The sequence below is a fragment of the Limibacillus sp. MBR-115 genome, from assembly GCF_040549425.1.
Lineage (GTDB): Bacteria > Pseudomonadota > Alphaproteobacteria > Kiloniellales > CECT-8803 > Limibacillus > Limibacillus halophilus.
Map to the genome: position 1 here is coordinate 370,617 of NZ_JBEPTJ010000003.1, position 24,822 is coordinate 395,438.

The 24,822-nt window shown below is 58.6% G+C and carries 26 protein-coding genes; 11 read left to right on the forward strand and 15 right to left on the reverse strand.

All coding sequences use genetic code 11. The features are described 5' to 3' along the window. Window positions 1–7: 7 nt before the first annotated feature. From ABIE63_RS08540 to fdhD, 9 genes are all read right to left on the reverse strand, one after another. On the reverse strand, window positions 8–1,189 hold the full coding sequence (locus tag ABIE63_RS08540) for an FAD-binding oxidoreductase (protein WP_354504011.1): 1,182 nt from the start codon (window positions 1,187–1,189) through the stop codon (window positions 8–10). A gap of 15 nt (window positions 1,190–1,204) precedes the next feature. Continuing rightward, entirely contained in the window at window positions 1,205–2,461 is a 1,257-nt protein-coding gene (locus tag ABIE63_RS08545; RefSeq protein ID WP_354504013.1) for an MFS transporter, read from the reverse strand. A 12-nt stretch (window positions 2,462–2,473) separates the two neighbouring features. Further along, window positions 2,474–3,571 (reverse strand): ABC transporter ATP-binding protein, encoded by a 1,098-nt coding sequence (locus ABIE63_RS08550; protein WP_246377553.1) that lies wholly within the window; start codon window positions 3,569–3,571, stop codon window positions 2,474–2,476. A 27-nt stretch (window positions 3,572–3,598) separates the two neighbouring features. Next, on the reverse strand, window positions 3,599–4,438 hold the full coding sequence (locus ABIE63_RS08555) for an ABC transporter permease (RefSeq protein WP_354504014.1): 840 nt from the start codon (window positions 4,436–4,438) through the stop codon (window positions 3,599–3,601). Beyond that, complete coding sequence (locus ABIE63_RS08560; protein ID WP_183415937.1) at window positions 4,438–5,358, reverse strand: ABC transporter permease; 921 nt, start codon at window positions 5,356–5,358, stop codon at window positions 4,438–4,440. The genes ABIE63_RS08555 and ABIE63_RS08560 overlap by 1 nt, the downstream gene beginning before the upstream one ends. A gap of 125 nt (window positions 5,359–5,483) precedes the next feature. Then, window positions 5,484–6,560, reverse strand: a complete 1,077-nt coding sequence (locus ABIE63_RS08565) for a PotD/PotF family extracellular solute-binding protein (RefSeq protein WP_183415938.1) — start codon at window positions 6,558–6,560, stop codon at window positions 5,484–5,486. Window positions 6,561–6,663: 103 nt separating this feature from the next. Further along, a complete protein-coding gene (locus tag ABIE63_RS08570; RefSeq protein ID WP_354504016.1) occupies window positions 6,664–6,996 on the reverse strand; it encodes a c-type cytochrome in 333 nt (110 codons plus the stop codon). 97 nt (window positions 6,997–7,093) lie between these two features. Next, window positions 7,094–7,741 carry a molybdenum cofactor guanylyltransferase MobA gene (gene mobA / locus ABIE63_RS08575; protein WP_354504017.1) on the reverse strand — a complete coding sequence of 216 codons (648 nt, stop codon included), beginning with the start codon at window positions 7,739–7,741 and terminating at the stop codon, window positions 7,094–7,096. Continuing rightward, entirely contained in the window at window positions 7,734–8,708 is a 975-nt protein-coding gene (gene fdhD / locus ABIE63_RS08580; RefSeq protein ID WP_354504018.1) for a formate dehydrogenase accessory sulfurtransferase FdhD, read from the reverse strand. Before fdhD ends, mobA begins: the two co-directional genes overlap by 8 nt. A gap of 194 nt (window positions 8,709–8,902) precedes the next feature. Between fdhD and ABIE63_RS08585 the strand changes: the two genes are divergently transcribed. From ABIE63_RS08585 to ABIE63_RS08600, 4 genes are all read left to right on the forward strand, one after another. After that, on the forward strand, window positions 8,903–9,094 hold the full coding sequence (locus ABIE63_RS08585) for a CbtB domain-containing protein (protein WP_183415942.1): 192 nt from the start codon (window positions 8,903–8,905) through the stop codon (window positions 9,092–9,094). Window positions 9,095–9,102: 8 nt separating this feature from the next. Next, window positions 9,103–9,789, forward strand: coding sequence for a CbtA family protein (locus ABIE63_RS08590; protein ID WP_354504020.1), 687 nt, complete (start codon window positions 9,103–9,105; stop codon window positions 9,787–9,789). A gap of 188 nt (window positions 9,790–9,977) precedes the next feature. Beyond that, entirely contained in the window at window positions 9,978–12,020 is a 2,043-nt protein-coding gene (locus tag ABIE63_RS08595; protein WP_354504021.1) for a 4Fe-4S binding protein, read from the forward strand. Continuing rightward, a complete protein-coding gene (locus tag ABIE63_RS08600) occupies window positions 12,020–12,913 on the forward strand; it encodes an NlpC/P60 family protein (RefSeq protein WP_354504022.1) in 894 nt (297 codons plus the stop codon). Before ABIE63_RS08595 ends, ABIE63_RS08600 begins: the two co-directional genes overlap by 1 nt. Here the strand turns inward: ABIE63_RS08600 and ABIE63_RS08605 are convergent. Then, on the reverse strand, window positions 12,906–13,166 hold the full coding sequence (locus ABIE63_RS08605) for a hypothetical protein (RefSeq protein WP_354504023.1): 261 nt from the start codon (window positions 13,164–13,166) through the stop codon (window positions 12,906–12,908). The two genes, ABIE63_RS08600 and ABIE63_RS08605, sit on opposite strands and share 8 nt — an antisense overlap. 245 nt (window positions 13,167–13,411) lie before the next feature. On the opposite strand from ABIE63_RS08605, the gene moaA reads away from it, so the two are divergent. Continuing rightward, on the forward strand, window positions 13,412–14,404 hold the full coding sequence (gene moaA, locus ABIE63_RS08610) for a GTP 3',8-cyclase MoaA (protein ID WP_354504235.1): 993 nt from the start codon (window positions 13,412–13,414) through the stop codon (window positions 14,402–14,404). A gap of 36 nt (window positions 14,405–14,440) precedes the next feature. On the opposite strand, the gene ABIE63_RS08615 is transcribed toward moaA, so the two are convergent. Genes ABIE63_RS08615 through ABIE63_RS08625 form a run of 3 tightly spaced genes read right to left on the reverse strand, consistent with a single transcriptional unit; the run spans window position 14,441 to window position 17,652 of the window. Beyond that, window positions 14,441–14,953: a molybdopterin-guanine dinucleotide biosynthesis protein A gene (locus ABIE63_RS08615; RefSeq protein ID WP_354504024.1), complete on the reverse strand. Its 513-nt coding sequence runs from the start codon at window positions 14,951–14,953 to the stop codon at window positions 14,441–14,443. 48 nt (window positions 14,954–15,001) lie between these two features. Continuing rightward, a complete protein-coding gene (locus ABIE63_RS08620) occupies window positions 15,002–16,462 on the reverse strand; it encodes a RimK family protein (protein WP_183415948.1) in 1,461 nt (486 codons plus the stop codon). A 2-nt stretch (window positions 16,463–16,464) separates the two neighbouring features. After that, window positions 16,465–17,652, reverse strand: coding sequence for a GNAT family N-acetyltransferase/peptidase C39 family protein (locus tag ABIE63_RS08625; protein WP_354504025.1), 1,188 nt, complete (start codon window positions 17,650–17,652; stop codon window positions 16,465–16,467). A 176-nt stretch (window positions 17,653–17,828) separates the two neighbouring features. On the opposite strand from ABIE63_RS08625, the gene ABIE63_RS08630 reads away from it, so the two are divergent. Together ABIE63_RS08630 and ABIE63_RS08635 are read left to right on the forward strand one after the other, a co-directional pair. Beyond that, window positions 17,829–18,587 carry an NAD kinase gene (locus ABIE63_RS08630; protein ID WP_246377562.1) on the forward strand — a complete coding sequence of 253 codons (759 nt, stop codon included), beginning with the start codon at window positions 17,829–17,831 and terminating at the stop codon, window positions 18,585–18,587. A 113-nt stretch (window positions 18,588–18,700) separates the two neighbouring features. After that, the gene (locus tag ABIE63_RS08635) at window positions 18,701–19,558 is read left to right on the forward strand and encodes a hypothetical protein (RefSeq protein WP_354504027.1); all 858 of its coding nucleotides are present in this window, start codon (window positions 18,701–18,703) and stop codon (window positions 19,556–19,558) included. 95 nt (window positions 19,559–19,653) lie between these two features. On the opposite strand, the gene ABIE63_RS08640 is transcribed toward ABIE63_RS08635, so the two are convergent. After that, window positions 19,654–19,908: a DUF1127 domain-containing protein gene (locus tag ABIE63_RS08640; protein WP_221205770.1), complete on the reverse strand. Its 255-nt coding sequence runs from the start codon at window positions 19,906–19,908 to the stop codon at window positions 19,654–19,656. Window positions 19,909–20,085: 177 nt separating this feature from the next. On the opposite strand from ABIE63_RS08640, the gene ABIE63_RS08645 reads away from it, so the two are divergent. From ABIE63_RS08645 to ABIE63_RS08660, 4 genes are read left to right on the forward strand one after another with little or no spacing between them, the layout of a single operon-like run. Continuing rightward, window positions 20,086–21,027 (forward strand): transcriptional regulator GcvA, encoded by a 942-nt coding sequence (locus tag ABIE63_RS08645; RefSeq protein ID WP_354504028.1) that lies wholly within the window; start codon window positions 20,086–20,088, stop codon window positions 21,025–21,027. A 42-nt stretch (window positions 21,028–21,069) separates the two neighbouring features. Beyond that, a complete protein-coding gene (gene argE, locus ABIE63_RS08650; RefSeq protein ID WP_354504030.1) occupies window positions 21,070–22,248 on the forward strand; it encodes an acetylornithine deacetylase in 1,179 nt (392 codons plus the stop codon). Beyond that, window positions 22,245–22,910: an HAD family phosphatase gene (locus tag ABIE63_RS08655; RefSeq protein WP_354504032.1), complete on the forward strand. Its 666-nt coding sequence runs from the start codon at window positions 22,245–22,247 to the stop codon at window positions 22,908–22,910. Before argE ends, ABIE63_RS08655 begins: the two co-directional genes overlap by 4 nt. After that, complete coding sequence (locus tag ABIE63_RS08660) at window positions 22,907–23,992, forward strand: AbrB family transcriptional regulator (protein WP_354504034.1); 1,086 nt, start codon at window positions 22,907–22,909, stop codon at window positions 23,990–23,992. Before ABIE63_RS08655 ends, ABIE63_RS08660 begins: the two co-directional genes overlap by 4 nt. Here the strand turns inward: ABIE63_RS08660 and ABIE63_RS08665 are convergent. Further along, on the reverse strand, window positions 23,989–24,789 hold the full coding sequence (locus ABIE63_RS08665) for an SDR family NAD(P)-dependent oxidoreductase (RefSeq protein WP_354504035.1): 801 nt from the start codon (window positions 24,787–24,789) through the stop codon (window positions 23,989–23,991). The genes ABIE63_RS08660 and ABIE63_RS08665 overlap by 4 nt on opposite strands. Window positions 24,790–24,822 lie beyond the last annotated feature (33 nt).

Here is a 24,822-nt window from a genome sequence, read left to right on the forward strand (position 1 = left end):
TACCCCACTAAATTACATTTTCCTCCCGGATCAAGCGGCCTTGGGCGAAACGCTCGAACCCAAATGGCGAGAGATCAAGACTGCGGTAGGACCCACCGACGATCAATTCCGCCAAGCCGCGTCCAACCGCCGGGGACTGCTGTACGCCGTGTCCTGAGAAGCCGTTCGCCATGTAAAAGTTGGAAACCTCCGGATGGCTACCGAGAATGGCATTGTGATCTATTACGTTCATTGCGTAATGCCCGGCCCAAGCGCGTGTCACCTTGATAGCCTCAAAGGCCGGTACACGCTGCGCCAGAATAGGCCATAGTTTTTCTTCAAACAGGTTCCATTCAACCTCGAAGTCTTCACAGTCCCGGTCGTCCTCCTCGGGCGGCGACCACCCACAGACGTAGTGCTCGCCTTCCGGCCGTACATAGACGCCTGATGGATCGATAATCAGCGGGCTATCGGGGAACCTCTCCTTGCAGTCAAATACGAAGACGCTGCGCTTGCGCGGATGGACAGGAAGCTCGATTCCAGCCCAAGCGGCTGTTTTTGCAGCACGCGGACCCGTCGCGTTAACGACGATGCCCGCAGCCAGGCGTTCACCTGAGGCAAGATTCACCGCTGTCACCCGCGGACCCGACATCTCCAGGCCGCATGCCTCGTCCTTCATGTAGGTGACGCCCAAAGAGCTCGCCTTGCGGCGCAGCGCCTGCATGACGCTGTAGGCGTCGAACCACCCCTCTTCAGCCAGTCCAAGCGCCGCCAGTGCGACCTCGTCGGTGTTGATGTAGGGATAACGCGCCTGGATATCCGCCGGTTCCAACAGAGCCACCTGGGCTCCGGCCTGCTGCTGGATGATCTGATTCTTTTGCAGCAATGCGCGTCCTGATTCACCTGCCATCAGGAGGTATCCATTCGCCTTGATTCCGGCATCGGGCCGGTCGCCGTCGACCTCCAGCACCTCACCGATACTTTCCAGGAAGCTGTAGCCAAACCGCGATATTGCGATATTCAGCGGGGTGGAGAACTGCACGCGGATCGAAGCGAGGGATAAGCTGGTCGAGGCTTGTGCGTAGGTTGGGTCACGTTCAATAACACAGATCGAACGGCCGCTGCCCAACTCGCGGGCAAGAAAATAAGCGATGGCACTACCGATTATTGCGCCGCCTAAAACAACAATGTCGTAGTTCTTATCCGTCATACATAAATGCTCCCGTCAGGACCGAGAGGCTGGCGCCCAGCGGGCGGACAGCACAAACCAGGCGAAGGTTATGATTTGCAATATCAAGAACACACCAAAGGCGACCTTATAGCCCTCGGCTGCGTAGCCGCCATCGGCGCTCGTCGGCCAAAGGGAAATGATGCCGCCTATGGCATATTGGATGGAAAAGGCGCCGAGGAAGATCATCAGGTTGATCGCCGTATTGGCGCGTCCGGCGTAGGCCAAAGGGAAATGCCGCGATAACAAAGCGTAGTTGATCGCGGTCGCGTTGCCTGTGAGCGCAAATAGAACCCAGGGAAGCAATGACTGCGGCACTATCTGAAAGACGATTAGTCCTTGGGCAATCATAAAGGCAACCGCGATAAACCCAAAGGAAACCGCCAGCGAAATACCGCGTCTTTCCAAGCGGCTGGCGACCAGTCCACTGAAGATAAAACCGACGGTCAAGCTGGCGGCCGTCCAGAATAGATGGTTGGCAACCATCTCGCGACCGAACGCGCCGACGTCACGCAAATATGGCCCTATCCATAAGCCCTGGACCGCCATGCTGTAGGCAATGACGGCGACGGAAACCGGCCAGACCCGCCAAAACAGGCGGTCCGTGAAGATGTGGGCGATGCCTGTCAGACTTTCCTTCAACGTTGTGTTGCGACCTGCAACCTCACGTTCCGGACAGACGAAAAAGATCAAGGCCGCGATCACGACACAACCACCGGCCAGTCCCATGAAGACCCCACGCCAATCCGTCACCTCCAACAGCCACTCGGTCGGCGCGGTCGCCGAAATGGCACCCAGACCGCCAACCGCCATGAAGCAGCCATTTGTCAGCGGCCAGGTGCGCCTGGGAAACCACATGGTAATCGCCTTGAAGGACGCCATGAGAGCCCCGGAGACACCAAGACCAATCAGGGCGCGACCGACAAGCAGTTCCGTGAGGCTTGTCCCGAAGGCAAAGAGCGCGCCGCCCAAGGCAGCGAAACACAGCAGCAAAGGGTGAACCTTGCGCGGTCCGAAGCGATCCAGCAAAACACCCAAGGGAATCTGGAAGGCCGCGAAGGCAAGAAAGTAAGCTGAGGTGAGCAGACCAAGATCGGCCGCACCCAACCCCAATTCCCCGGTTAACTGCGGGGCGATGATCGCATTCACCGACCTGAAAAGGTAGGACAGGAAGTACCCGCCCGAGAAAGGCAGGAATACGGTCAAGACGGCTTTGGTCAACGGCGCAGGCGCCGCCTCTTCGGAATTGGACATGAGTGTAATGGCCTAATCGTTCAGCAGGAGCGTATCGCGTGGCGCCCAGCTACACCAGACCTGCTCGCCAACCCTGAAATGCGGCTCGGTCGACCGCGCTTCGTTTTGCACATTCACCATGATCCGCCGATTCTCATCGTCTTCGACGAAAACCGCCGAGGCTTCGCCGTAGTAAGCGATTTCACGGATTTTGCCTTGCATCTTGATTCGCTCGCCTTCCGGCGCATCACGGGTCAAACGTATCTTTTCCGGCCTGACGGCAATCCAGGCCTGTCCTTCCACAGAAGCAGCGGAGTCGGCTGGAACGGTAATGCGGCCAAGGCCGCCAACGTCAAGCTCCAACCCGCCGGTGGTCGCGCCGACGGAAGCGCCTTCGAAAAGATTGGTCTTACCGATAAAGTCTGCAACGAAGCGGCAGTTGGGAAACTCATAGAGCTCGGCGGGCGCTGCAAGCTGCCGTACGACCCCGTCCTTCATCACGGCGATGCGGTTAGCCATCGATAGGGCTTCGCTCTGATCGTGCGTCACGATCACAAAGGTAATACCCACGGTTTCCTGCAGCCGAACCAGCTCCAACTGCATGGCTTCGCGAAGTTTTGCATCCAGCGCGGACAAAGGCTCATCAAGCAAAAGCACCCGCGGGCGCTTGACCAAGGCGCGGGCCAGCGCGACACGTTGGCGCTGACCACCCGAGAGTTGATCGGGCATCCGTGTTCCATAACCGCCAAGCTTGACCAGTTCTAAAGCTTCCTCCACCCGCTCCTTGTACTCGGATGCCGGAACGCCGGTTACTTTCAGACCATAGGCAACGTTGTCGGCCACGCTCATATGCGGAAACACGGCATAGGACTGAAAGACCATGTTCACCGGACGGCGGTTGGGTGGTACGGCGGATATATCCGCGTCATCAATCTTGATCACACCGCTGGTCGGAACTTCAAATCCTGCCAGCATCCGCAGCAACGTCGTCTTTCCGCAGCCCGATGGACCCAAAAGCGCAAAGAAATCGCCTTCGTAGATGTCCAAGGAAATTTCATCGACCGCGCGCACGGCGCCGAACCGTTTACTAACCTTCTCGATCGAAATGATTGGCTTTCTATCGTTCATCATGAATCCAGCCTGTTGCGCCCAAGCGCGTTAACCCGCACCGACATCACCCTTGAAGCGCGATTGGATGCGCATGGCGATCGCGGTGACCAAAACCGTAATGACGATCAACACCGTCGAAGCCGCATTGACCTCCGGCGTGACCGAGAAACGAACCATAGAGTAGACCTTCACCGGGAAGGTGACTGTATCGGGTCCCGAGGTAAAAAACGTAATGACGAAATCGTCGAGGGATAACGTGAACGCCATCAAGGCGCCGGCAATGAGGCCCGGTTTCATGAAAGGCACGATGACATCACGCATAGCCTGCCATTCGCTGGCTCCCAGGTCCTTGGCCGATTCCTCCAGTTCCCGGTTGAAGTTGGACAACCGGGCCCGGACGATCATGGCGACGAAGGGGAAAGAGAACGCGACGTGGGCGATGATAATGGGCGACAAGGTCATGGGCCAGCCCCACGCCGTCGGCCATCCGATCCACCCGAAGAAGGCCATCATCGAAACGCCCATGCAAATCTCAGGAATTACGATGGGCAAGGCCATCGCTCCTTCATATCCAGCTTTCAATGGAAACCGGAACCGCCAGAGCAAAACGGCAACCATGGCGCCGAGTATGGTCGCCAGGATGGTGTTGATCAGCGCAATCGTCAAAGAGTTGCCGAACGCGATCATCAGGCTCTCGTTTTCCAAGGCCTTCTCGTAATACTTCAGGGTGAAGCCGCGCCAAACGATGTTGCGCTTGCTGTCGTTGAAGCTAAAGGCAATCAGCGTCGCAATTGGGGCGTAGAGAAAAACCAGAACGGCTAGAACTGAAAGGCGCAGCCATAAGCGGCGCGTGTAGTCCAAAGGTCCGATGGGGCGTCTGTTGAACATCAAGCCGCCTCCATCGCAGAGCTGTTCTTGGCCAGCACCGCCCGCAGCGCCAGCGCGCCGAAGGTCATGTACATCAAAATAAAGGAAAGCGCCGATCCAAAGGGCCAGTCGTTGGCGCTCTTGAATTGCCGCTCGATCACGTTGGCGATCAACTGGCTATCGGGACCCCCCAACAGGTCCGGCTGCAAGAAAGCGCCCAATGCCGGAATGAAGGTGATGATGATGCCGGAGATGATCCCCGCCTTACTCAGGGGAATAATGACCGAGAAAAAGGTGCGCCACTGCCCGGCGCCAAGATCGAGGCTCGCCTCAATGTAGGATTTGTCCATGCGTTCCAGCGCCGCGTAAAGCGGTAGAATCATGAAGGGCAGGAAAACATAGGTCATGCCAAAGAGGACCGCTTGGTTGTTGTAGAGCAACTCCAACGGTTCGAACCTTTGGCCCAGCAATTGATACTCCCCCAGTCCCACAAACATCAGGAAGCCGTTGGCCTTTTCCCATAGCCATTCCAGGGAGAAGTTGACATACCCCCGCGTCCGCAACACGGCGATCAAAGCGTAGGTACGGATCAACAGATTGGTCCAGAAGGGCAGGATAATGAGCAACAGCAACAAGCCCTTCCAGCGTTGCGGCGCAAAGGAGATGGCGAAAGCAACGGGAAACCCGATAGCAAAGCAGAGTAGCGTCGTGGCACCCGCCATCCAGAAGGACTTCAGCAGAATTTCAAGGTAGAGCCACCCCAGCGCGCGGGAATAGTTGTCCAGGGTCCAATTAAGATCGAGATCGTTGATCCCCACCTTCGTCGAGACGCTCATTATCCACATAAGCGTCAGCGGAACGAGAAAGAACACCACCAGCCAAAAGGTGGGGGGCAGGCCGATAATCCAGAAGACCAGTGGATGACGCCGCCAGCTTTCCATATGTGGTTCTACTTTCTATCCGATGCCTTTGTTTGACCCCTCGTGGAACAGTCGGCGACCGGCGGTTCCAGGAGAGGCCGGGAACACGCTCACGCGCGCTCCCGACCCATTTCGTGGAACCTGGTTCAGGCCGCGCTGATGCGCGTCCAAGCCTCGTCGATGATACGCTTGCGGTCCTCGCCCAGATAGATGGCCGATTCGCATTTCGCGAGCGTCTCGTCACTTGGGAAGATCGCTGGATTTTCGGTGTACTCCGGTCCCATCAAAGCCTTTGCAGCTTTGTTGGGCGTCGCATAGTAGATGTAATCCGCGATTGCCGCACCCGCTTCCGCATCGAGCAGGAAGTTGATCAGTTTATGGGCATTCTCGGGGTGCGGGGCGCCCACCGGAATGGCAAGGGTGTCCTGCCACAGCAACGAGCCTTCCTTCGGCACGACGTAGGAGAGATCGTCGTCTTCCTCCATCACCTGCAACAGATCGCCATTCCACTCGACCGCAATATCGACCTCGCCGGAAAGCAACAGGTCTTGCCCGTTATCTTCGGCGATCACTTTGACCCGCGGCTTCTGCTTGATCATCAAAGCCTCGGCCTCTTTCAATTCCTTCTCACTGGTCGAGTTGAAGGAATAGCCCAGATACTTCAGTGCCATGCCGGTCATCGAACCAGGCTCGGACAGCCATGCAATGGTTCCTGCGTACTTGTCACTGTCAAAAATGTACTGCCAGCTGTCGGGGACGCCATCCACGCGGGACTTGCGATAGCCGATACCCATCGTACCCCACATGTAGGGCATGGAGTATTTGCGGCCCGGATCAAAGTCAGAATCCTGGAAGGCCGGGTCCAAGTTGGCGAAGTTCGGAATCAAGGAATGATCCAGCGGCTGGATCATCTCGGCCAGGATCATGCGTTCGGTAAAGTCGTTCGTTGGAACGATCAGGTCATAACCCGGATTGCCACCCTTGAGCTTTGCAAAAAGCTCGTCATTGTCAGCGAAAAGGTCATAGTTAACCTCGATTCCAGTAGCATCCTGGAAATCCGAAATTGTGGTCTCTCCGATGTAGGTGTCCCAGTTGTAGAAATTGACCTTTGCCTCTTCAGCGCTCCAGCCTTTCTTCGGAAGGAACGACAGACCGGCGGCCACAGCACCCGTTCCCGCCAGGAAGGAACGGCGCGACCAGGGGCGTTTGCTGAAATTTTTCATTGTTCACTGTTTCCCTGTCTAGGTTTGAAAGTGCAGCTTTTCTTGCGAGCCGCAAAGCGCGGCTTTATCTATTCAGATCATCTTGCCGAGGGCATTCTTGCTGTCAATCATCTGTTTTATTTTTCGCCGCTTCGGCTTGGCTCTCAACATAGGTCAGCAGATCAGTTAGATCGTCCAGATCAAAATCGAACGGTGTGACATGGGACGGTGAAAGGCTCGTCGATTCCAGGCCGGGCATACGGACAAAAACAGGATGCGGACGACGAGCGAAAAAGGTTTCGAAGCGGTCGCGCCAGTCAGGTAGCTTGACGAGGCGTGGAAAAGACGGTGTCGAGCCTAGCCCGCCGTATTTGTTGAAGTCTCCGATGACATGACAGCGGGCGCAATGCTGCTCGGCAAGCGCACGTCCACGCGCGCCGTCGCCACTATAGGCCACTGCCTCGTTCTGTAGCGCAGCCAAGCACACTATTACGAGAAAAAGCGGTCGCATCACTCAGACAGCCTAACGCCACCGCCCCGCCGGCGACAAGGTTTCAGAGGAATCGTTCAGCCTCGGCTAAGTCTTCGGGCCGGTTGGTATTGAAAAAGGGGTCAAGCTTGCCGGCCGGTGTCGCTTGGGCCTCGAAGGTTACGCGCGCCAATCGGTACCGCGACGTCCAGATATCGACCTTACGCAGTTCTTCTTCCTGCATGGCGCGCCGCAAATCGTCGCGCAGGTGCAAGGGCCAGAGCGCTACGACCGGGTGATCCCGGCCATCACTGACGGCGCAGGCCATTTCGGCGCCCTCTTCACGCAGGCCCTCCATTAAACGCGCCACCAAGTCCTGGGGCAAAAAGGGCGCATCACAGGGAACACTCAGCAGCCACTCACAGTCCGGCGCAGCCCGGGCCGCCCACTCCATGCCGGTCAAAACGCCGGCAAGCGGTCCAGCGAAACCCTCCACAACATCGGCCACCACCGGCAAACCGTAATTCTGGAACCGGTCCGCTTCACCGTTGGCATTCAAAACCAGACGATCAACCTGTGGTCCAACCCGCTCGATGATATGGCTCAGGATTGTTTTTTCCCCCAACAACCGCAGACATTTGTCGCCGCCACCCATGCGCCGCGACAGACCCCCTGCCATAAGAACACCGCAAACGCCCGTTGACTCACCGCTTCCTGGCGAGATTTCAGTCATTATCGGCCTCACGGCTGCCTTTCCTCGCGTGGCGCGGGTCTTCCTCGCCATCCTGCTTGGGGTCGTCGTCAAAGATGATCCGCTCCTGCCCTGCCAGAGCGACGAAGCGCTTGCCTTTTGCACGACCGATCAATGTCAGGCCTGCCTGGCGGGCTAGATCGACTCCCCAGGCGGTAAAACCGGAGCGCGAAACCAGGATTGGAATACCCATCTGGACCGTCTTTATGACCATCTCCGACGTCAGGCGGCCGGTCGTGTAAAAAATCTTATCGTCGGGAGACAATCCTTCCATGAACATATAGCCCGCTATCTTGTCCACTGCGTTGTGTCTGCCGACATCCTCCATGTAGACCAGCGGCCGATCCTCCTCGCAGAGCACGCAACCATGGATCGCGCCCGCTTCGAGATAGAGGCTCGGCGCACCATTGATCTTGCGCGATAGCGCCGCGAGCCACGAGGTCCGCAAACGCGCGTCCTTAGCCAACCGCACGTCTTCAAACTTTTCCATGAGATCGCCAAAAACCGTCCCTTGCGCACAGCCGGAGGTACGCACCTTTTTCTGCAGCTTCTCCTCGTAGTCGGTTTCCCGCTCGGTGCGGACGATTACGACCTCCAGATCTTCGTCATGATCGATCTCGGTAATCCGGTCGTCCGCGCGCAGCATGTTCTGGTTCAGCAAATATCCGACGGCAAGATAATCGACGTGATCGCCGATCGTCATCATGGTGACGATCTCCTGGCGGTTCAGATAAAGCGTCAAGGGCCGTTCCATAACCACCCGTGTCTCAATCGCTTGGCCATCCTGGTCCAAGCCCCTGACGGATTCCGTCAGGCGCGGATCGTCGGGGTTCGGCCGCACCAGAAATTCCCCCAACTCGGCCGCACTGGTGGCCTTCGCCTGACCACGCCGCAAGCTGCGGACTCCTTTTTCAAGCGGGTTTTCACCTGATGTATGCTGGCGCGTCATCGTGCCGGCGCCTCCTGGTTACCTGATCATGGGCGGATTCGCTGGCCTGAATATGAGCGTCCCGGCGACGCCCTGCAAGTCACTGCGGCATCAGGGACTGGTCCAGGCCTGCGTCAAAAGAAACGCTCGCGCGTCGATTTTCTTTGTGGCAGCCTGACATTCAACTAGGCGAAAATTGCAAGAGCACGTCCACCATGAAGAGCGCGACCGCTGTCCAACGTCAATCCGCCGCGCGAGCCCCCCTTGCTGCCAAAAGGATCGCCGGCGCTTCGCTGGCGTTGATCCTGGGCCTCGGTCTCCTGACAGTCGGCGGCTTTGCTTCCGGCGACTTGCTGCATGACGCTGCGCATGACGGGCGTCACAGTTTCGCGTTCCCCTGCCACTGACGTCTGACGTGGACTCACTGAAGCTGCTTCGTCCGATACTGTTGACCGCGCTTCCTGCGGGTCTGCTGGCCAGCATTCTTGCCACGCTGTTCCAGAATGCCTTCGTGGAGCCGCTCATTCTCCAGGCGGAGACCTACGAGGTTGCAAACCTCCAGAATCCTAACCCTACTGTCGATTTGGCGCGACTGGCGCTTACCTTCCTGACCACCCTGATCGTCGCTTGCGCCTATGGGCTGCTTTTGACCGGAGCGCTTATGTTTGCCGGCGAAAGAGGCGTGCTCCAAGGCCGGCCGATGGCGAGTGGATTGCTATGGGGCGGCGCAGGGTTCTTTGTCTTCCATCTTGCGCCCGCAATTGGCTTGCCGCCTGAGTTGCCCGGCATGCCTGCCGCCGACCTCGTCAACCGTCAGGTCTGGTGGCTCGGGACCGTCGTTTGCAGCGCCGCAGCACTGTGGCTCTTGTTCTTGACGCACCGCCCTATCCTGGCACCCGTCGCCGCCATTCTTCTTGTGCTACCACACGTGTTGGGTGCGCCGCACCCCAACAACCTTGAAACGGCGGTTCCAGCCGGGTTGGCAGCTGCTTTCACGGCACGTGCTATCGCGGCTTCCCTGCTGCTATGGTTGCCTCTTGGCGCGGCGGTGCTGTGGCTAGCTAAACGTAATGCGTTGCTCACGACGACGGATGCCGGTTAGCTGTGACAAGCGTCTTGGCACGGTGATTTTGACCGATTGCGGCGTCACAGAAAATCACAAGGTCTTAACCCGCAGCAAAATTGGGGTCGTATCGAACACATACGGCTGGTTATGATGCTCGCAATTGGTATGACCAAATAACGCTGGAACATAATCCGGCGGGCAGGGAACGAAAGGCCTTAGAGTTCATGGAAATAGACGGCAAGCAACTGCTGATCTGCAATTGCGAGGGCACAATGCCTTTGGATGGGCGCAAGCTTGGCAAGGCTTTCAAAGCCGTCGGCATTGCAGGCGACGTTGAAATAAACAGCCAGCTTTGCCGCGCCCAAGTAGCCAATTTCGAGACGGCACTGGGCAAGGGAAAGCCTGTCATGGTGGCCTGCACGCAGGAGGCGCCGCTGTTCAACGAAATCGCGAGTGAACGCGCGTTCGAGGGTGAAATCAGTTACTTCAATATACGCGAGCTGGCCGGTTGGTCCGCTCAGGCAGAGCGGGCTGCGCCCAAGATCGCAGCACTGGCGGCAGCGGCGGCGGTAGACCCCAAGCCGACCCCCGGCGTCGCTTTCGCATCGGAAGGAATCTGTCTCGTTTATGGCCATGACGAGAGGGCGCTGGAAGCGGCGGACAAGCTGGCCTCCAGGCTGGACGTCACTGTGTTGTTAACCGGCGATGTTGAAGTTATTCCGCCGCGTACAATGCACTTCCCCATCTTCCGCGGACGTATCACCCAAGCGCGCGGGCACCTGGGTAAGTTTTCCATCAACTTGGACGGTTACGCCGCTGCCGATCCCTCCAGCCGCATGCAGTTACAGTACGGGCCGCCCAAATCGAACGTCTTTACGGAATGCGATTTGATCCTGGATCTGACCGGTGGCACACCGCTCTTTACCGGGCATGAACGCCGGGACGGCTATCACAGGCCGGACCCCGACAACCCCAGCGCGGTCCTTGAGGCCATTCTGGAACTCTCAGAATCTGTCGGTGAGTTCGAGAAGCCACGCTACGTGCGCTACGACGCAGGAATCTGTGCCCATGGGCGCAGCCGCAAGACCGGCTGCACCCGCTGCCTGGATGTTTGCCCTGCCGGTGCGATCAAGTCGCTGGGCGACATCGTCGAGATCGATGGCCATGTTTGCGCCGGTTGCGGCATGTGCGCGTCGGTTTGTCCCACCGGCGCCGCGACCTACCAGCTTCCGGCGGGCGATAGTCTCTTCATGCGCCTACGCGCCTTGCTGACCGCGTACGATAAAGCCGAGGGACGAGACGCCGTGCTGCTGCTGCACGATGAGCGGCATGGCGGCGAACTGCTGTCGCTCATGAGCCGCGCCGGCCCCGGCCTACCCGCCAATGTTCTGCCATTGGCGATAAACGAGATTACCCAGGTCGGAATTGATTTCCTGACCAGTGCGCTGGCCTTCGGCGCTGAGCAGATCGCGATCCTGGTCGGCCCGGAAAAGTCAGGCGAGCTGGAGGGACTGGCGAGCCAGATCGGCTTGGTGGAAACCGTCATGGAAGGTCTTGGCTATGGCGCCGGACGTGTGACCCTGCTGGACCAGGTCGATCCCGATGCGGTCGCGGAAGCACTCAACAACCTACCTCGCATGAAGAAAGCCCCGGCGGGATCCTTCTTGCCGATCGGCGGCAAGAGAAGCCGTACGGGCCTCGCCCTGGCACACCTCCATGCGAAGGCCCCCGCACCTGTCGATATCCTGCCGCTACCCAAAGGCGCCCCCTTTGGTACCGTGCAGGTCGACACGAGCGGATGTACGCTCTGCCTTGCCTGCGTCGGCGCCTGTCCGACCGGTGCGCTCTCAGACGATCCGGACCGTCCCCTGTTGGCCTTCAACGAAGAAGCCTGTGTGCAGTGCGGCCTATGTAAGAACACCTGTCCAGAGCAGGTTATCGCCCTGGAGCCCAGGTTCAACTTCACGACCGAGGCAAAAAACACCCGCGTTTTGAATGAAGCCGAACCCTTCCATTGCCTGCGCTGCGGCAAGCCGTTTGGTGTCGCACAGTCCGTCGAGCGCATTGCCGACCAACTCGCAGACAAACATCCCATGTTCATGGGCGGTCCGGCGGTCGAACGGATCATGATGTGCGAGGACTGTCGGGTCGTGGTACAATTTGATGCGGCGCAACCGCTCGCCAGCGGTGTCAGACCGCACATACGGACGACTGACGAGGACCTACGCAACCGCGCTCTTGGCATTGTGGACGAAGAGGATACCTGATGCCGGATTCGACCATCGCCGAGCCTCTCGACAGGCGCTTGCACGCGTTCCGGCCGGATTTGGCCGATGCACGCCTGGAGGGCAAGGTCGAGGCTCCGAAGTTCGTGACCGGAAAACCTGCCCAGCTCAACGCCCCACAAGCCGCGGTCCGCAAAGCGGCCGACGGCGATTCCGAACAGGAAGCCGAACTGCTTTACGGCGATCGCGTTTTGGTCTTTGAGGAAAAAGCCGGGTGGGCTTGGATTCAAGGGCAGCGCGACGGCTATGTGGGATACGTTGAAAGCAAGCTGTTGAGCGATCGGCTTTGGGATCCCACTCACCGGGTCGCGGCCCTTCGCACCCCCCTGTTTGCCGGCCCTGGCCTCAAGACGGCCATTCGCGCCCATCTGCATATGGAATCGGCAGTCCGTGTGGAAGGACAGCAAGATAAGTACGTGGAAACACGCGATGGCTGGATCTATGCGCCGCATCTGACCGCCTTCGACCAGACCGAACCGGACTATGTGGCCACGGCGCTCAAGTTTTTAGGAGCCCCCTATGTGTGGGGCGGACGTTCGAGCCTTGGTCTGGATTGCTCCGGACTTGTCCAGATTGCATTGCAGCGCGCCGGGCTCCCCTGCCCGCGCGATAGCGATATGCAAACCAAAAGCGATCTGCTGGGTGAACAACTTGTCGTTACGTCGGCACCTGAGCGCGGCGACTTGATCTACTGGAAAGGCCATGTCGCGATTGCCCTGAATGCAACAGAGGTCGTAAACGCAACGGCTTCGGGCATGGCGGTGATCGTGGAGCCGTTGGCGGCTATCAACGCGCGGGCTGTGGCAGAAAGTGGTCAGGGTATCATTGCGATCCGGCGACCGGCGGTCTCGGCAAGGTTGTCGCGCGCTAGTTAGTAAGAGGCGGCGGGCCATTGCCACCGCCGACTTGCGCCTGACACAGAGCTTCGGCCCGTTGCTTGAAAGTCGCCGCCTGGGTTTCAGTAACGACGCCTTCTTCCACCATCTTGTCTATATCGCTGGCGCGCGCCGCCAGACAAATGGCGACAGGATCGTCTGCTGCGCGTTGAACCTCATCCGGCGGAAACAGGTCTTCCCAATGAATGACCGCGAGGCTGGCCAAGGCCCCGGCAAGAACGGCCAACGCCATAAGACGCCCTCCCATCCCGTCCAGAAAGCTGTTTGGCCGATGCGTATCCATGATGCTACGTTAGGTTAGATTTTTTCCGCCGCCAAGTACGGTAAGACCGCAAGAACTTTGGGGATGAACCCGGGCTTGCCAAGAGGTAAGGTGAGCACCAGATGCCATTAGCATGCCGTGACGGAGTGGCTTTGCTTCGCGAGCCCCCGGGCGGTTTGATGTAAGACTGGATGGGAGTTGCACGTATGACCGAGATGATCGATCCCTTCGGGAGGAATGTAAGTTACCTCCGGGTTTCGGTTACGGATCGCTGCGACTTCCGTTGCGTCTACTGCATGTCCGAAGACATGACTTTCCTGCCCAAGAAAGAAATCCTCAGCCTGGAGGAGCTAGACCGTTTGTGCAGCGCCTTTGTTGAAATGGGCGTCAAGAAGCTGCGCATGACGGGTGGCGAGCCCTTGGTTCGCAGGAACATCATGTGGCTGTTTCAACGGTTGGGCCGCCATTTGGAAAGCGGCGCGTTGGAAGAGTTGACCCTCACCACGAACGGTAGCCAGCTCTCACGTTTTGCCGAGGAACTGCATGCCTGCGGCGTACGACGCATCAACGTGTCGCTGGACACCTTGAACCCGGACAAATTCAAGGCAATCACCCGTTGGGGCAAGTACGACAAGGTGATGGAAGGACTTCAAGCGGCCAAGAACGCGGGCCTCCAGGTCAAGATCAATGCCGTGGCACTCAAGGGCGTCAATGACGACGAACTCGACCAAATGGTGGACTGGTGCGGCGGCGAAGGATTCGATCTGACTTTTATCGAAGTCATGCCCATGGGAGATATCGGCGGCGAGACGCGCCTTGATCAGTATCTACCCCTTTCCATGGTCCGTGCGCGTTTGCAGGAGAAGTGGACGTTAGACGAGATCGACTACAAGACCGGCGGACCGGCGCGCTATGTAAAGGTGCGCGAAACGGGCGGGCGCATCGGTTTCATCACACCCATGACTCATAATTTCTGTGAAAGCTGTAACCGGGTTCGCTTGACCTGCACCGGCACGCTTTACATGTGCCTGGGCCAGGAAGATGCCGCCGATCTGCGCGCACCGCTGCGCGAAAGCGACGACGACGGCCCATTGCATGCGGCAATCGCCGAAGCGATTTCCCGCAAACCGAAGGGGCATGACTTCATCATTGATCGTCGCCACAAAGGTCCCGCCGTCTCTCGACACATGAGTGTGACCGGAGGTTAAGAAACCTCGGCAACCCTTTAAAATACAATAAATTACTTAGTTTGCCGTTTGGGTGGCGGAGGGGTTGAACTCGACCTTATAGGCAAAATCACGGCCGTCGCTCGCGACGATCGAGGTAAAACCCATCATGTAGGCAAGGTCGAAGAAGGTGAAGTCCTCCTGGATCGCCTGTTCATTCTGAAAAATCGGCAAGAGACGGGATTGCGAAGTCAATTGAGCGAAATAGGCGCGGGTACGAAAGATCGTATCGAGCAGCCCGTCATGCAAAGCCACGATAATCAAGTGATTGTCCAAGCGACCTTTGGTGAAGACGGCGACCTGTGCCGGATAGGGTGACTCCTGCTGTTGGGCGGAAACACCCGTCACGAAGGCCAGGCGAAGTTTGCGTGATGCTTCGTTCAGGCGCTGCGCACGAGGCGGATAGACTTCGGACACGGAGGGTTCGGGATAGTAGTAACCAACATAGCGATCCTGGGCCAAGGCGAATCCAGGGTTCAACCATAACGATATCGCCAAGACCAGATAGAACCGAATGGTAACGGCACTCATCACCTGCCTCATCGCTCCCCCCATTGTCCAGTTCTCCCGTCCTGGTTTTCAGCGCGCCTCGACCCGGCGCAAAAACTCCCCCAGGACACGCTGATATAGTTGATCCTTGAGTATGGCGTCCTCGACCCCTTTGTCGAGGTTAGGATTGTCATTGATCTCTATGACATGCACGCCGGTGCCCGTCTGCTTGATATCCACCCCATAGAGACCGTCACCGATGAGATTGGCGGCCTTGACCCCCAGCTCCACGACTTCGCGCGGCGCGTCCTCGACGGCCATGGTCTTGAACCCCCCTTCTTCGACACGCCCGTCCTTGTAATGATGGACGATCTGCCAGTGTTTGCGGGTCATGAAGTACTGCGAAACAAACAGCGGTTGCTTGCCCAGCACGCCGACCCGCCAGTCGTATTTCGTGTACATGAACTCCTGGGCAAGAATAACGGCGGAACGCTGGAAAAGCTTGCGCGAGACTTCGGTCAACTGCGCGCGATCCTCGGCTTTGAACACCCCTCGCGAAAATGAGCCGTCGGGGATCTTCAAGACGACTGGATAACCGATCTCTTCCTCGACCCGCAAAAGCTGCGGACGATCCACGATGATCGTACGCGGCGCTGACAGTTTATTGCTCTGAAGCAACTCGGCAAGGTAGACCTTGTTCGTACAGCGCAACATGGATTGCGGATCATCGATCACCGGCATGCCTTCGTGGCGGGCTTTCTTCGCAAAGCGGTAAGTGTGATTGTCGATGCTGGTGGTCTCACGAATGAAGAGAGCATCGTACTCCGCCAGGCGCAGATAATCCTTGCGCTGGATCAGGTCCACCGCAAAGCCGATGGAAGGGCCGATCGTTTGGAACCGCTTCAGGGTCGCCGCCGAAGAGGGTGGCAAGGCTTCGTTGGGATTCTGCAGGATCGCCAGGCTATAGCGCGGTTGCTGCCGCGCCTTTGGCCTTCGCCACTCAGCCTTGGTATAACCTTCAAGCGCCGCGAGAAAGAAATCGAACTCCTCGGGACTAAGCTTGGCCGGTGAAAGAGCCTCCAGGCTATCGACGCGCCAGCGCTCCTCCTTGGCGATGGTGACGCGCACCAACGGGCAACGGAAGCGGTCAAAAAGCTCGTGTGCGAGGGTTTTGAAGCGAGAATCCTGGACCTGCCCGAAACAAATGACCAGAGAGAATCCGGTCTTGGGCGGCTGCGCCAACTTTTCCAACGTCGTGCGCAGGATCACATTCACTTCCGGCAGTTCAACGCTGTAGAGCATCTTTCGTGTGAGGTCGATGATAGTGCCGACGCTGGGCACGACCTTCTGGCCCCGCGCTTCGGCCAGCAACGAGACATAGTACCCCAAATCCATATAACCCAAGTCACTCGATAAGTTCACAACGCGCATCTGCCGCCCGTTGTAAAGGCCTGGTTGGGTCACGTATTCACGCATCGTGACCGCTTGCCCAGCACCTGCGGCCCAGTCCTTGTCCTCATTCCTTTCAACCACGATCAAATGGTTCGGCATGGCTAACCTGCGCCTCTAGATGTTGTGTCCGGGGTCGACAGCACGATGGCGGCGCTGAGCCTATTCTGGCCGTAGCGAGCCATGCGTTCGAGCTCCTCGCCGCGCACGGCAATGTTAATGGAATCCAAGGGTGTCTTGCCCTCGTCGCGATCAACAAAGGGGTCGTGTAGATAAAACAAACGATCATCGCAGCCCGTTACCACCACCCAATGCGGCATCTTCTCGCCCCACATTCGATAACTGCTGACGAGAACCACGGGTAGGGCGCCACTGTTCAGAAAGCGCCTCAGGTCCTTTGCCGTCAGGCGACGCCGATGCGTCGCGATCTTCGCCGCCTTGGCTTGGTTTCTGAAATCCTCCTGAACCAACCTCATGGCCTGGCGTTTTTTTGTACTGCGGACTGATTGCAGGAAAAGTGACCCGGAATCGGTTACGAATATTTCTGGTTTCAATCCGCGCCGCTGCGCTGCCAAGGCAAGACCATAGGGACCACATCCTCCGTGTCCGGAAGTCATGAAGATCAAAGTGGCCTCTCGCCAGAGCCGCAGTTCTTCGGTCGTGCTTGGTTCATAGTCGGGCAAAAATGCCGATAAGGCCATCAACAGACAGGCTGGCCCACAAGTGAATTCCTGCGTCTGCTCGTAGAAGGGAACATGCGGCATGTCCGGCATGGGGCCACCGACCAACCGCTTTTCCATTCGCAGCGCATCAACGTCATCTTCGTAATAGGCGTTCCAAATACCGATGTCGCGATAACCGGCGCGGTGATAAAGCGCGATTGCTGCGGCATTGTCGCGTCGCACCTCTAATCGGACATAAGCGCAACCCTCGTCACGCGCGGCTTCCTCCACCTCCAACAACAAGCGCGCGCCGAGATTGGCGCCGCGCTGTTTGGGGAGAACCGCCAGGGAATAAAGCCGGGACAGCGACGAAGTTCCATGCAGCAGGACCAACGCATATCCCTGCAACTGTCCATCCGGCGACTCGGCTACGCGGAACAAGGCATGCCCCTTGCGCAGCAGATGATGGAAGCTCCGCCGCGATAGCTTGTCGGCACTAAAGCAAGCGTCTTCCAACGCGACGAGTTGCGCCAGATCTTCTGCCTTCGCCGGCCTGATAATTATGCCGCCGGTCGAATCCGAATCAGCAGCCGGTGCTGTCTTAGCTTTGCTGGTCGTACGGCTTCGCATTCTCGGTTCCTGAACCAACGTAACTGAGCGCACTTTGCGCAGCAGATGACGATTTCGTCTTCACGCTTACTATGCATGACAGCCACGACGAATGCACGCGGCTGGCTTGCCGCGGTCGCTTGGTTATACTCTTTGCCAGACAGCCGCCGACGGGGGGCAGTAAGGGAGGGTTTCTTTTGAAGATTGCAATCGTTTCGGCTGACTCCGGGGAAGCAAAGACAGCCGAAAAGCGTTTGAAGCAGCGCTATGGCTGCGCGGCGCCCCAGGATGCTTCTGTGATCGTTGCTCTGGGTGGCGACGGGTTCATGCTGGAAACCGCCCACGCCCACCTGGGCAGCGGCAAGGCCATCTACGGTATGAATCGTGGCACCGTCGGCTTCCTTATGAATGCCTACGATGAAGACAACCTCGAAGAGCGCCTGAGCGCTGCCGAACAGGTAAAACTCAATCCTTTGCGAATGTTGTCCCGCACAGTCGATGGACAGGAGCAGAATGCCCTGGCGATCAACGAGGTTTCGCTCCTGCGACAAAGCAGACAGGCCGCAAAAATACGTATTTCCGTCGACGGAGTGCTGCGCCTGGATGAATTGATATGCGACGGCATACTGCTATCTACGCCCGCCGGGAGCACCGCCTACAACCTCTCCGCCCATGGGCCAATCATTCCCATTGGAACCCCCTTGCTTGCGATGACGCCGATCAGCGCCTTTAGACCGCGCCGGTGGCGCGGCGCTTTGCTCCCGCACCGCGCCCGGGTGCGGTTCGATGTTCTTGATGCCCAAAAGCGTCCTGTATCGGCAACGGCGGACTATACCGAGGTCCGCGATGTTGCCTCGGTCGAAGTATACGAAGACCGCGACGTCTCCGTGCCGCTGCTCTTCGACTCCGAGCACAACCTCGAAGAGCGCATTCTGCGGGAACAGTTTCTGCCCTAGCGCGTTGGTGCCCTGAGAATCCTTATCGCCCGTCTGTTTTGTGAATTGACCTTGAGCGCAAAGCCGCGCAAGCATTTCCCGTATAAGGTAGTTCGATCATCGGGGAGGATAAGATGGTTGAAAGAGCGGCCGCAGCCATCGACTTAGAGCGCTTTCCGATTCATGAAAGTCAATCTCAATCCTATCTGGCCCTCCTCGCCGAGGTACGCCTGCAACTTAAAGAAACCGGTTGCGCCCGGCTTAAGTCCTTCGTGAACCCGGCGGCAGCGCGCGCGTTGCAGGATGAAGTCAGCGGCGTCGCAGGACAGGCGTATCGTTCTTACAACGACGTCAATCCCTACTTCACTGCCGATGACCCCACATTGCCGGCGAGCCACCCCCGCCGCCACTTCGAACGCAGGTCTAACGCCTTCATTCCGGCGGATTCTTTTGGCGCTAACAGCCTTCTCCGTGCCATTTACGAATGGCAGCCGTTTACGGACTTTATCCGAATGGCGCTGGGTGAGAGCGAGGATAGCTTCTTTCGGTATGACGACCCGCTGGCGGACGTAATCGTAAATGCCGTGGACCCCGGAGACGGTTTCCCTTGGCATTTCGATACAAACACCTACACAGTCACACTCGGCATTCAGCCCGGCGAAGGCGGCGGCACCTTCCAATACCATCCCAAGCTGCGCAGCAAGTCAGGTGAAAACTATGATCGCGTAGCCGCCGTGCTGGGTGGCGATCTGTCGGGTGTCCGCTCCCTCACCCTTGGTCCCGGTGATTTGCAGATATTCCTCGGTCGCTACTCCCTGCACCGGGTGACCGCGGTGACCGGCACAACCTCCCGCTATGTCGGAATTTTCTCTTATGCCAACGAGCCGCAGATGTGCGGGCGCGTGGAACGGACCCGCCAGCTCTACGGACGGGTCCTGGATATTCACCTGCAACGGGAAGCGCTCCTGCGGGGCGATACCCTGCACGACTAAAAAAGACGCCCGGCCCTTGTTGGACCGGGCGCCGCCAAAACGCTACCGGGGTCGTAGCGCTTGCTTAAGCCCGACTGGAACAACAGCAGGGAAGGTCAGTTCTTCCAGAAAGGCTTAGAAAGTTCGCGCTCGATGTCAGCGGCGCTGATTCCCATGTCCTTCATCATGCGCTCGTCGAGTTGTGCGAGATTGTGGCGCTCCTGCGCGCGGTACTGCCACAGCAGGAGTTTGTCCCAGGTCGCCGTGAGAAGGGATGCGATGCGCTTGCCGGCGCTCTCACGCCCGACAGAGGTCAGGCGTTCGACATCACTGCAAGTCATGCAAACCGCTCTTTGATCCATGCTCGTCATCTTTTCTCTCCTATTCGGCTTGCCTCAACGTCACCAAGAGATCGATTGAAGCGGATACCAATGGGATAACCTTCTATCCCTGTTATCATCTATCCGAATATTGCTTCTGGTAGCCTTTGTTCACAAACGATGTTATTTCATCCTCCGGATTAGTTTTTCTCATGTTGCGAGTTGGCTATGGCCCGTCGACTTCCGCCGCTTAATGCCCTTCGCGCCTTTGAGGCAGCAGCCCGTCATCTGTCTTTCACCAAGGCCGCGTCCGAGTTGAACGTCACGCAAGCCGCGGTCAGCCATCAGGTGAAGGCGTTGGAGGAGCGTCTCGGCATTCAATTATTCGTAAGAATGAACCGGCAGCTTTTGTTGACGGAGGCCGGGCAAGCTTATTTGCCCGCGATCCGCGATGCCTTCGATTTGATTGCTACGGCATCGGAACGATTGGTGTCGCGAGGCGATTCCGGCCCCCTGAAGGTGACCTCTCTGAACTCCTTCGCAGCGAAATGGCTGCTGCCGCGTCTACCGGAATTCCGGAAACAGCATCCTGACATCGACGTTCTCGTTCATGCCTCTGACACCGTTATGGACTATGTGCGTGAGGGCTTTCATTGCGGACTGCGATATGGGCTGGGCCGTTATCCGGGAATGACCGTGGATTTTTTGATGGCGGACCGATGTTTTCCATTTTGTAGCCCACGGTTAATGGAAGGTCCTCATCCTTTAACTAAACTTGAAAATCTGCGCTACCATACCTTATTGAGCGACGATGCCTCGCGGGTACCGGGAATTCCCGACTGGAGTGAGTGGCTGGCGGCGGCCAATGTGGAGGGCGTCGATCCTAGCCACGGCTTGACCTACAACGACTCAGCGATGCTCGTGCAGGCCGCCGTCGAGGGCCAGGGCGTCGCGATGGGGCGGTTATCGCTGGCCGAAGGCGATCTGGCGGCCGGACGGTTGATCAAACCTTTCGACCTGGAACTGCGTTCACAGTATTCCTACTACCTAACGATACCGCCAGGCGCCCTGGACCGGCCAAAGGTGCGCGCCTTTCGCGAATGGGTTATCGAGGAGGCCCGAAAGAGCCCCCTCGGTGCAGAGGCTCAGCCGCGATCGACAAGCGCCTAGATCGCTATCGCTCAAACAAGAAAAAAGCAAACGAGGACCTCCGTGACCAACGATCAACCAAGCAGTATTAAACCTGCCGTCCGCGAGATGATCGAACGGCTGATTGCTTTCGATACGACAAGCCGCAACTCCAACCTGGAGCTTATTCATTTCGTCCGTGATTACCTGCATACACTGGGCGTGGAATCCGAGATTGTTCACGATTCGGAGGGTAGCAAGGCCAACCTTTACGCGACCATTGGTCCCCGCGACCGCGGGGGCGTCGCCCTATCGGGACACACGGACGTGGTGCCGATAGACGGCCAAGTCTGGAGCGTCGACCCCTGGCGTGTCAGCGAAACCGACGGCAAGCTCTTTGGTCGCGGCACCAGCGACATGAAGAGTTTCATCGCCGTGGCCCTGGCCATGGTCCCCCGCTTCCTGGAGAAGCCGCTCACCATGCCGCTTCACCTCTGCCTTTCCTACGACGAGGAGGTTGGTTGCCTGGGTGTGCGCGGCTTGTTGGAGTTCCTGGAAACCCAGCCGATCAAACCGCGCTTGGCGATTATCGGCGAGCCAACCTCCATGCAGGTCGTCACCGCCCATAAGGGCAAGCTCTCCATGGCCTGCCATGTCCATGGAAGCGAGGCTCACTCCTCTTTGGCGCCTTTGGCGGTCAATGCAGTGCAGGAAGCAGCCAAGGTGGTGGTGAAGCTGAGTGAGATGGCCGAACGCAAGGCCAACGAAGGGCCGTTCGATACGGCCTACGACATTCCCCATACCACGGTCCATACCGGCGTGATCAGCGGCGGCACCGCACTCAACATCGTTCCCAAGGACTGCCGTTTCGAGTTCGAGTTCCGCAGCTTGCCGCAGGAGGACACTCAAGCCTTGCTGCGCGAAGTAAAAGAATATGCCCACAACGAACTGGAACCTGCCATGCAGGCCCGCGTCTCGGGCACCGGTATCCAGTTTGAGGAGCTCTCCTCCTTTCCCGGTCTGGACACGCCGCCAAACGCCGAGGTCGTTGAACTGGCCAAGGCACTGACCGGCGCCAACAGTACGACCAAGGTCGCTTTCGGCACCGAGGCGGGTCTATTCGATCAGATCGGCATATCAGCTGTCGTTTGTGGCCCCGGCTCCATCGAGCAGGCACATAAACCCGACGAGTTCATCAGCCTGGAACAGGTTGCCGCATGCCAGCGCTTCATGGAGCGCTTGCTAGAAAGGCTGCAGGCTTGACTGGCGCGCCACTCTTGCCGACGGCACAGAAAATCAACGCCGTCGTTTTCGATCTTGGCAACGTGCTCATCCCCTGGAATCCGAGCCGGCTTTACCGGAAGATTTTTCCCAGCCCGGAAAAAGTCGACTGGTTCCTGCGGGAAGTCTGCAACGATGCCTGGAACTTGGAGATCGACCGGGGATGGCCCTTTAGCGAGGCCATCGCCGAGGCGATTTCCCGGCACCCGGATGAGCGAGAAGCCATCATCGCCTGGCAAAGGCGCTGGGCAGAGATGCTGGGTGAAGCGGACCCCGATGCGGTCAACCTGCTTCGGGAGCTAAAACTGGCAGGCATGCCGCTCTTTGTGCTTAGCAACTGGTCATCGGAGACTTTTCCACTGGCCGAGGCGCGATACCCTTTCCTCGCCTGGTTCGACGGTTTGGTGATTTCAGGCCGCGAGAAGGTCGTCAAGCCGGAGCCGGAGATCTACCGGCGTCTTATACAGCGCTGCGCCTGCCCCGCGTCGGAGATCCTGTTCATCGATGACCGTGACCGAAACGTCGCCGCGGCACGGGGCATGGGTATCACCGCCTTGCTCTACCTTGGGCCGGACCGCTTACGGAGTGACTTGCTTGAGCTTGGTCTGCCCGTTGGCCCACATCCTGCGGAGGAGCGCTTGTGAGCGACCCGGCCATCCAGAAAAAGCCAACCCTTAAACGCGTGATCATCGCTTTGCTGTTGGGTACCGGCGGCGGTTGGGCGGCGCAGATGTTGCACTTGCCGCTGGCCTGGATGATCGGGGCTATGCTGACCGTCACCGTGGCCGCTACCGCCGGGCTTCCAGTCGCCATCCATCCGCTGTTGCGCCAGATCATGGTAGCGGTACTGGGTGTCTTGCTGGGGTCGTCCTTTTCCCCGGAACTGCTCGACCACTTGGCCGACTGGAGTATGACGCTCACCGCCCTGGCCGCTTATTGCGGGATTGGTGGCGGCTTGAGCTATCTCTATTTCCGCTTCGTCGCCAAGTACGACCCGGTGACCGCCTATTTCGCCGGTATGCCCGGCGGCTTGACCGAGATGATCCTGGTCGGCAGTTCGCTGGGTGGCGACGCGCGGCAAATATCCCTGACGCACGCTTCGCGCATTCTGATCGTTATCATGACCCTGCCCTTTGCCTTCCAGATTCTGGAGGGTTACGAGCCTGCCGCCAGACCGCCGCCGGGGCCGCCGCTGCTTGAATTGCTCGGCAGCGACGTCGCCATTTTGGTTGCCTGCGGTATTGTCGGCTTCCTGTGCGCCAGGGCGCTCCGTATTCCGGCCGCCGGGTTGGTTGGCCCCATGGCGCTTTCGGCAATCGCCCACTTGAGCGGTTGGACAGCAGCAAAGCCGCCCTTTGAACTGATTGCCGCCGCGCAGGTGGTCGTCGGCAGCGCCATCGGTGCACGCTTTGCCGGCGTCAGCCTAGCGCTGATACGACGCGCGCTCTTCTACTCGCTAGGCGGCACGGCGATCTTGGTTGCGGTCACACTGGTCTTCGCCTTCACGCTGACGCTTGTCACCGGCATCCGCCCGGACGCGCTCGTCCTGGCCTTCTCCCCCGGCGGCCTGGCCGAAATGAGCCTCATCGCCCTGGCGCTGTCGATGGATGCAGCCTTCGTCGCAACGCACCACATCATCCGCATTTTCTTGATCGTGGTGATGGCGCCCATGGCCTTCAGGCTGCTCAACCCCAACCTGAAGGTGACCGAAAAGAGCGGCCTCTAGCTGAACTTGGCCGATAAGCCGCCATCGACGATCAATTCCGTCCCCGTGATGTATTTCGCATCATCGGAAGCCAGGAACAGCGCCGCGTTAGCTACGTCCCAGGCGTCGCCCATGTGGCCCATCGGGCACTGCGCGTCACGCGCTTCGATCATCTTATCGACGCTGCCTTCGCCATAGTGGCCCTTTAGCGGCTCGACAATCATCGGCGTATTCATCAAGCCCGGCAGGATGGCGTTCGCGCGGATGCCCTTGGGGGCATATTGCAGGGCGATGCCCCGGGTAAAGGGGATGATGGCTCCCTTGCTGGTGTAATAGGTGATGTAGGGCACGCCGGTGTAGCGGATTCCGGCCACCGAAGAGATGTTGACGATCGCCCCCTTGCCCTGTGCTTCCATGATCGGCAACACGTGCTTGCACGTCAGGAAGAAGGATTTGAGGTTGATATCCATCACCCGGTCCCAATCTTCGACGGGCAATTCAACCGGCCCACGCGTGTCCAGGATACCAACGTTGTTGTGCAGCACATCGACGCGGCCGTAGACCTCCTTGGCGCGCTTCACAAGCGCTTCGACCTGATCGGGCTTGGAGACATCGGCGGCATGGGCCGTCGCCTCTCCACCCTCGCCGCGAATGATCTGGACGGTTTCCTCCGCCGCCTCCGCCCGCAGGTCGACGCAGAAGACCTTGCCGCCCTCGCGGGCATAGAGCGCGGCGGCGGCCTTGCCGTTGCCCCAACCCGGTCCGCTGGACCCCGCCCCGATCACCAGACAGACCCTGTCCCGCATCCTCTCGCCCATGCCAGAATTCCTCCCTGTTTGTACGGTTGAATG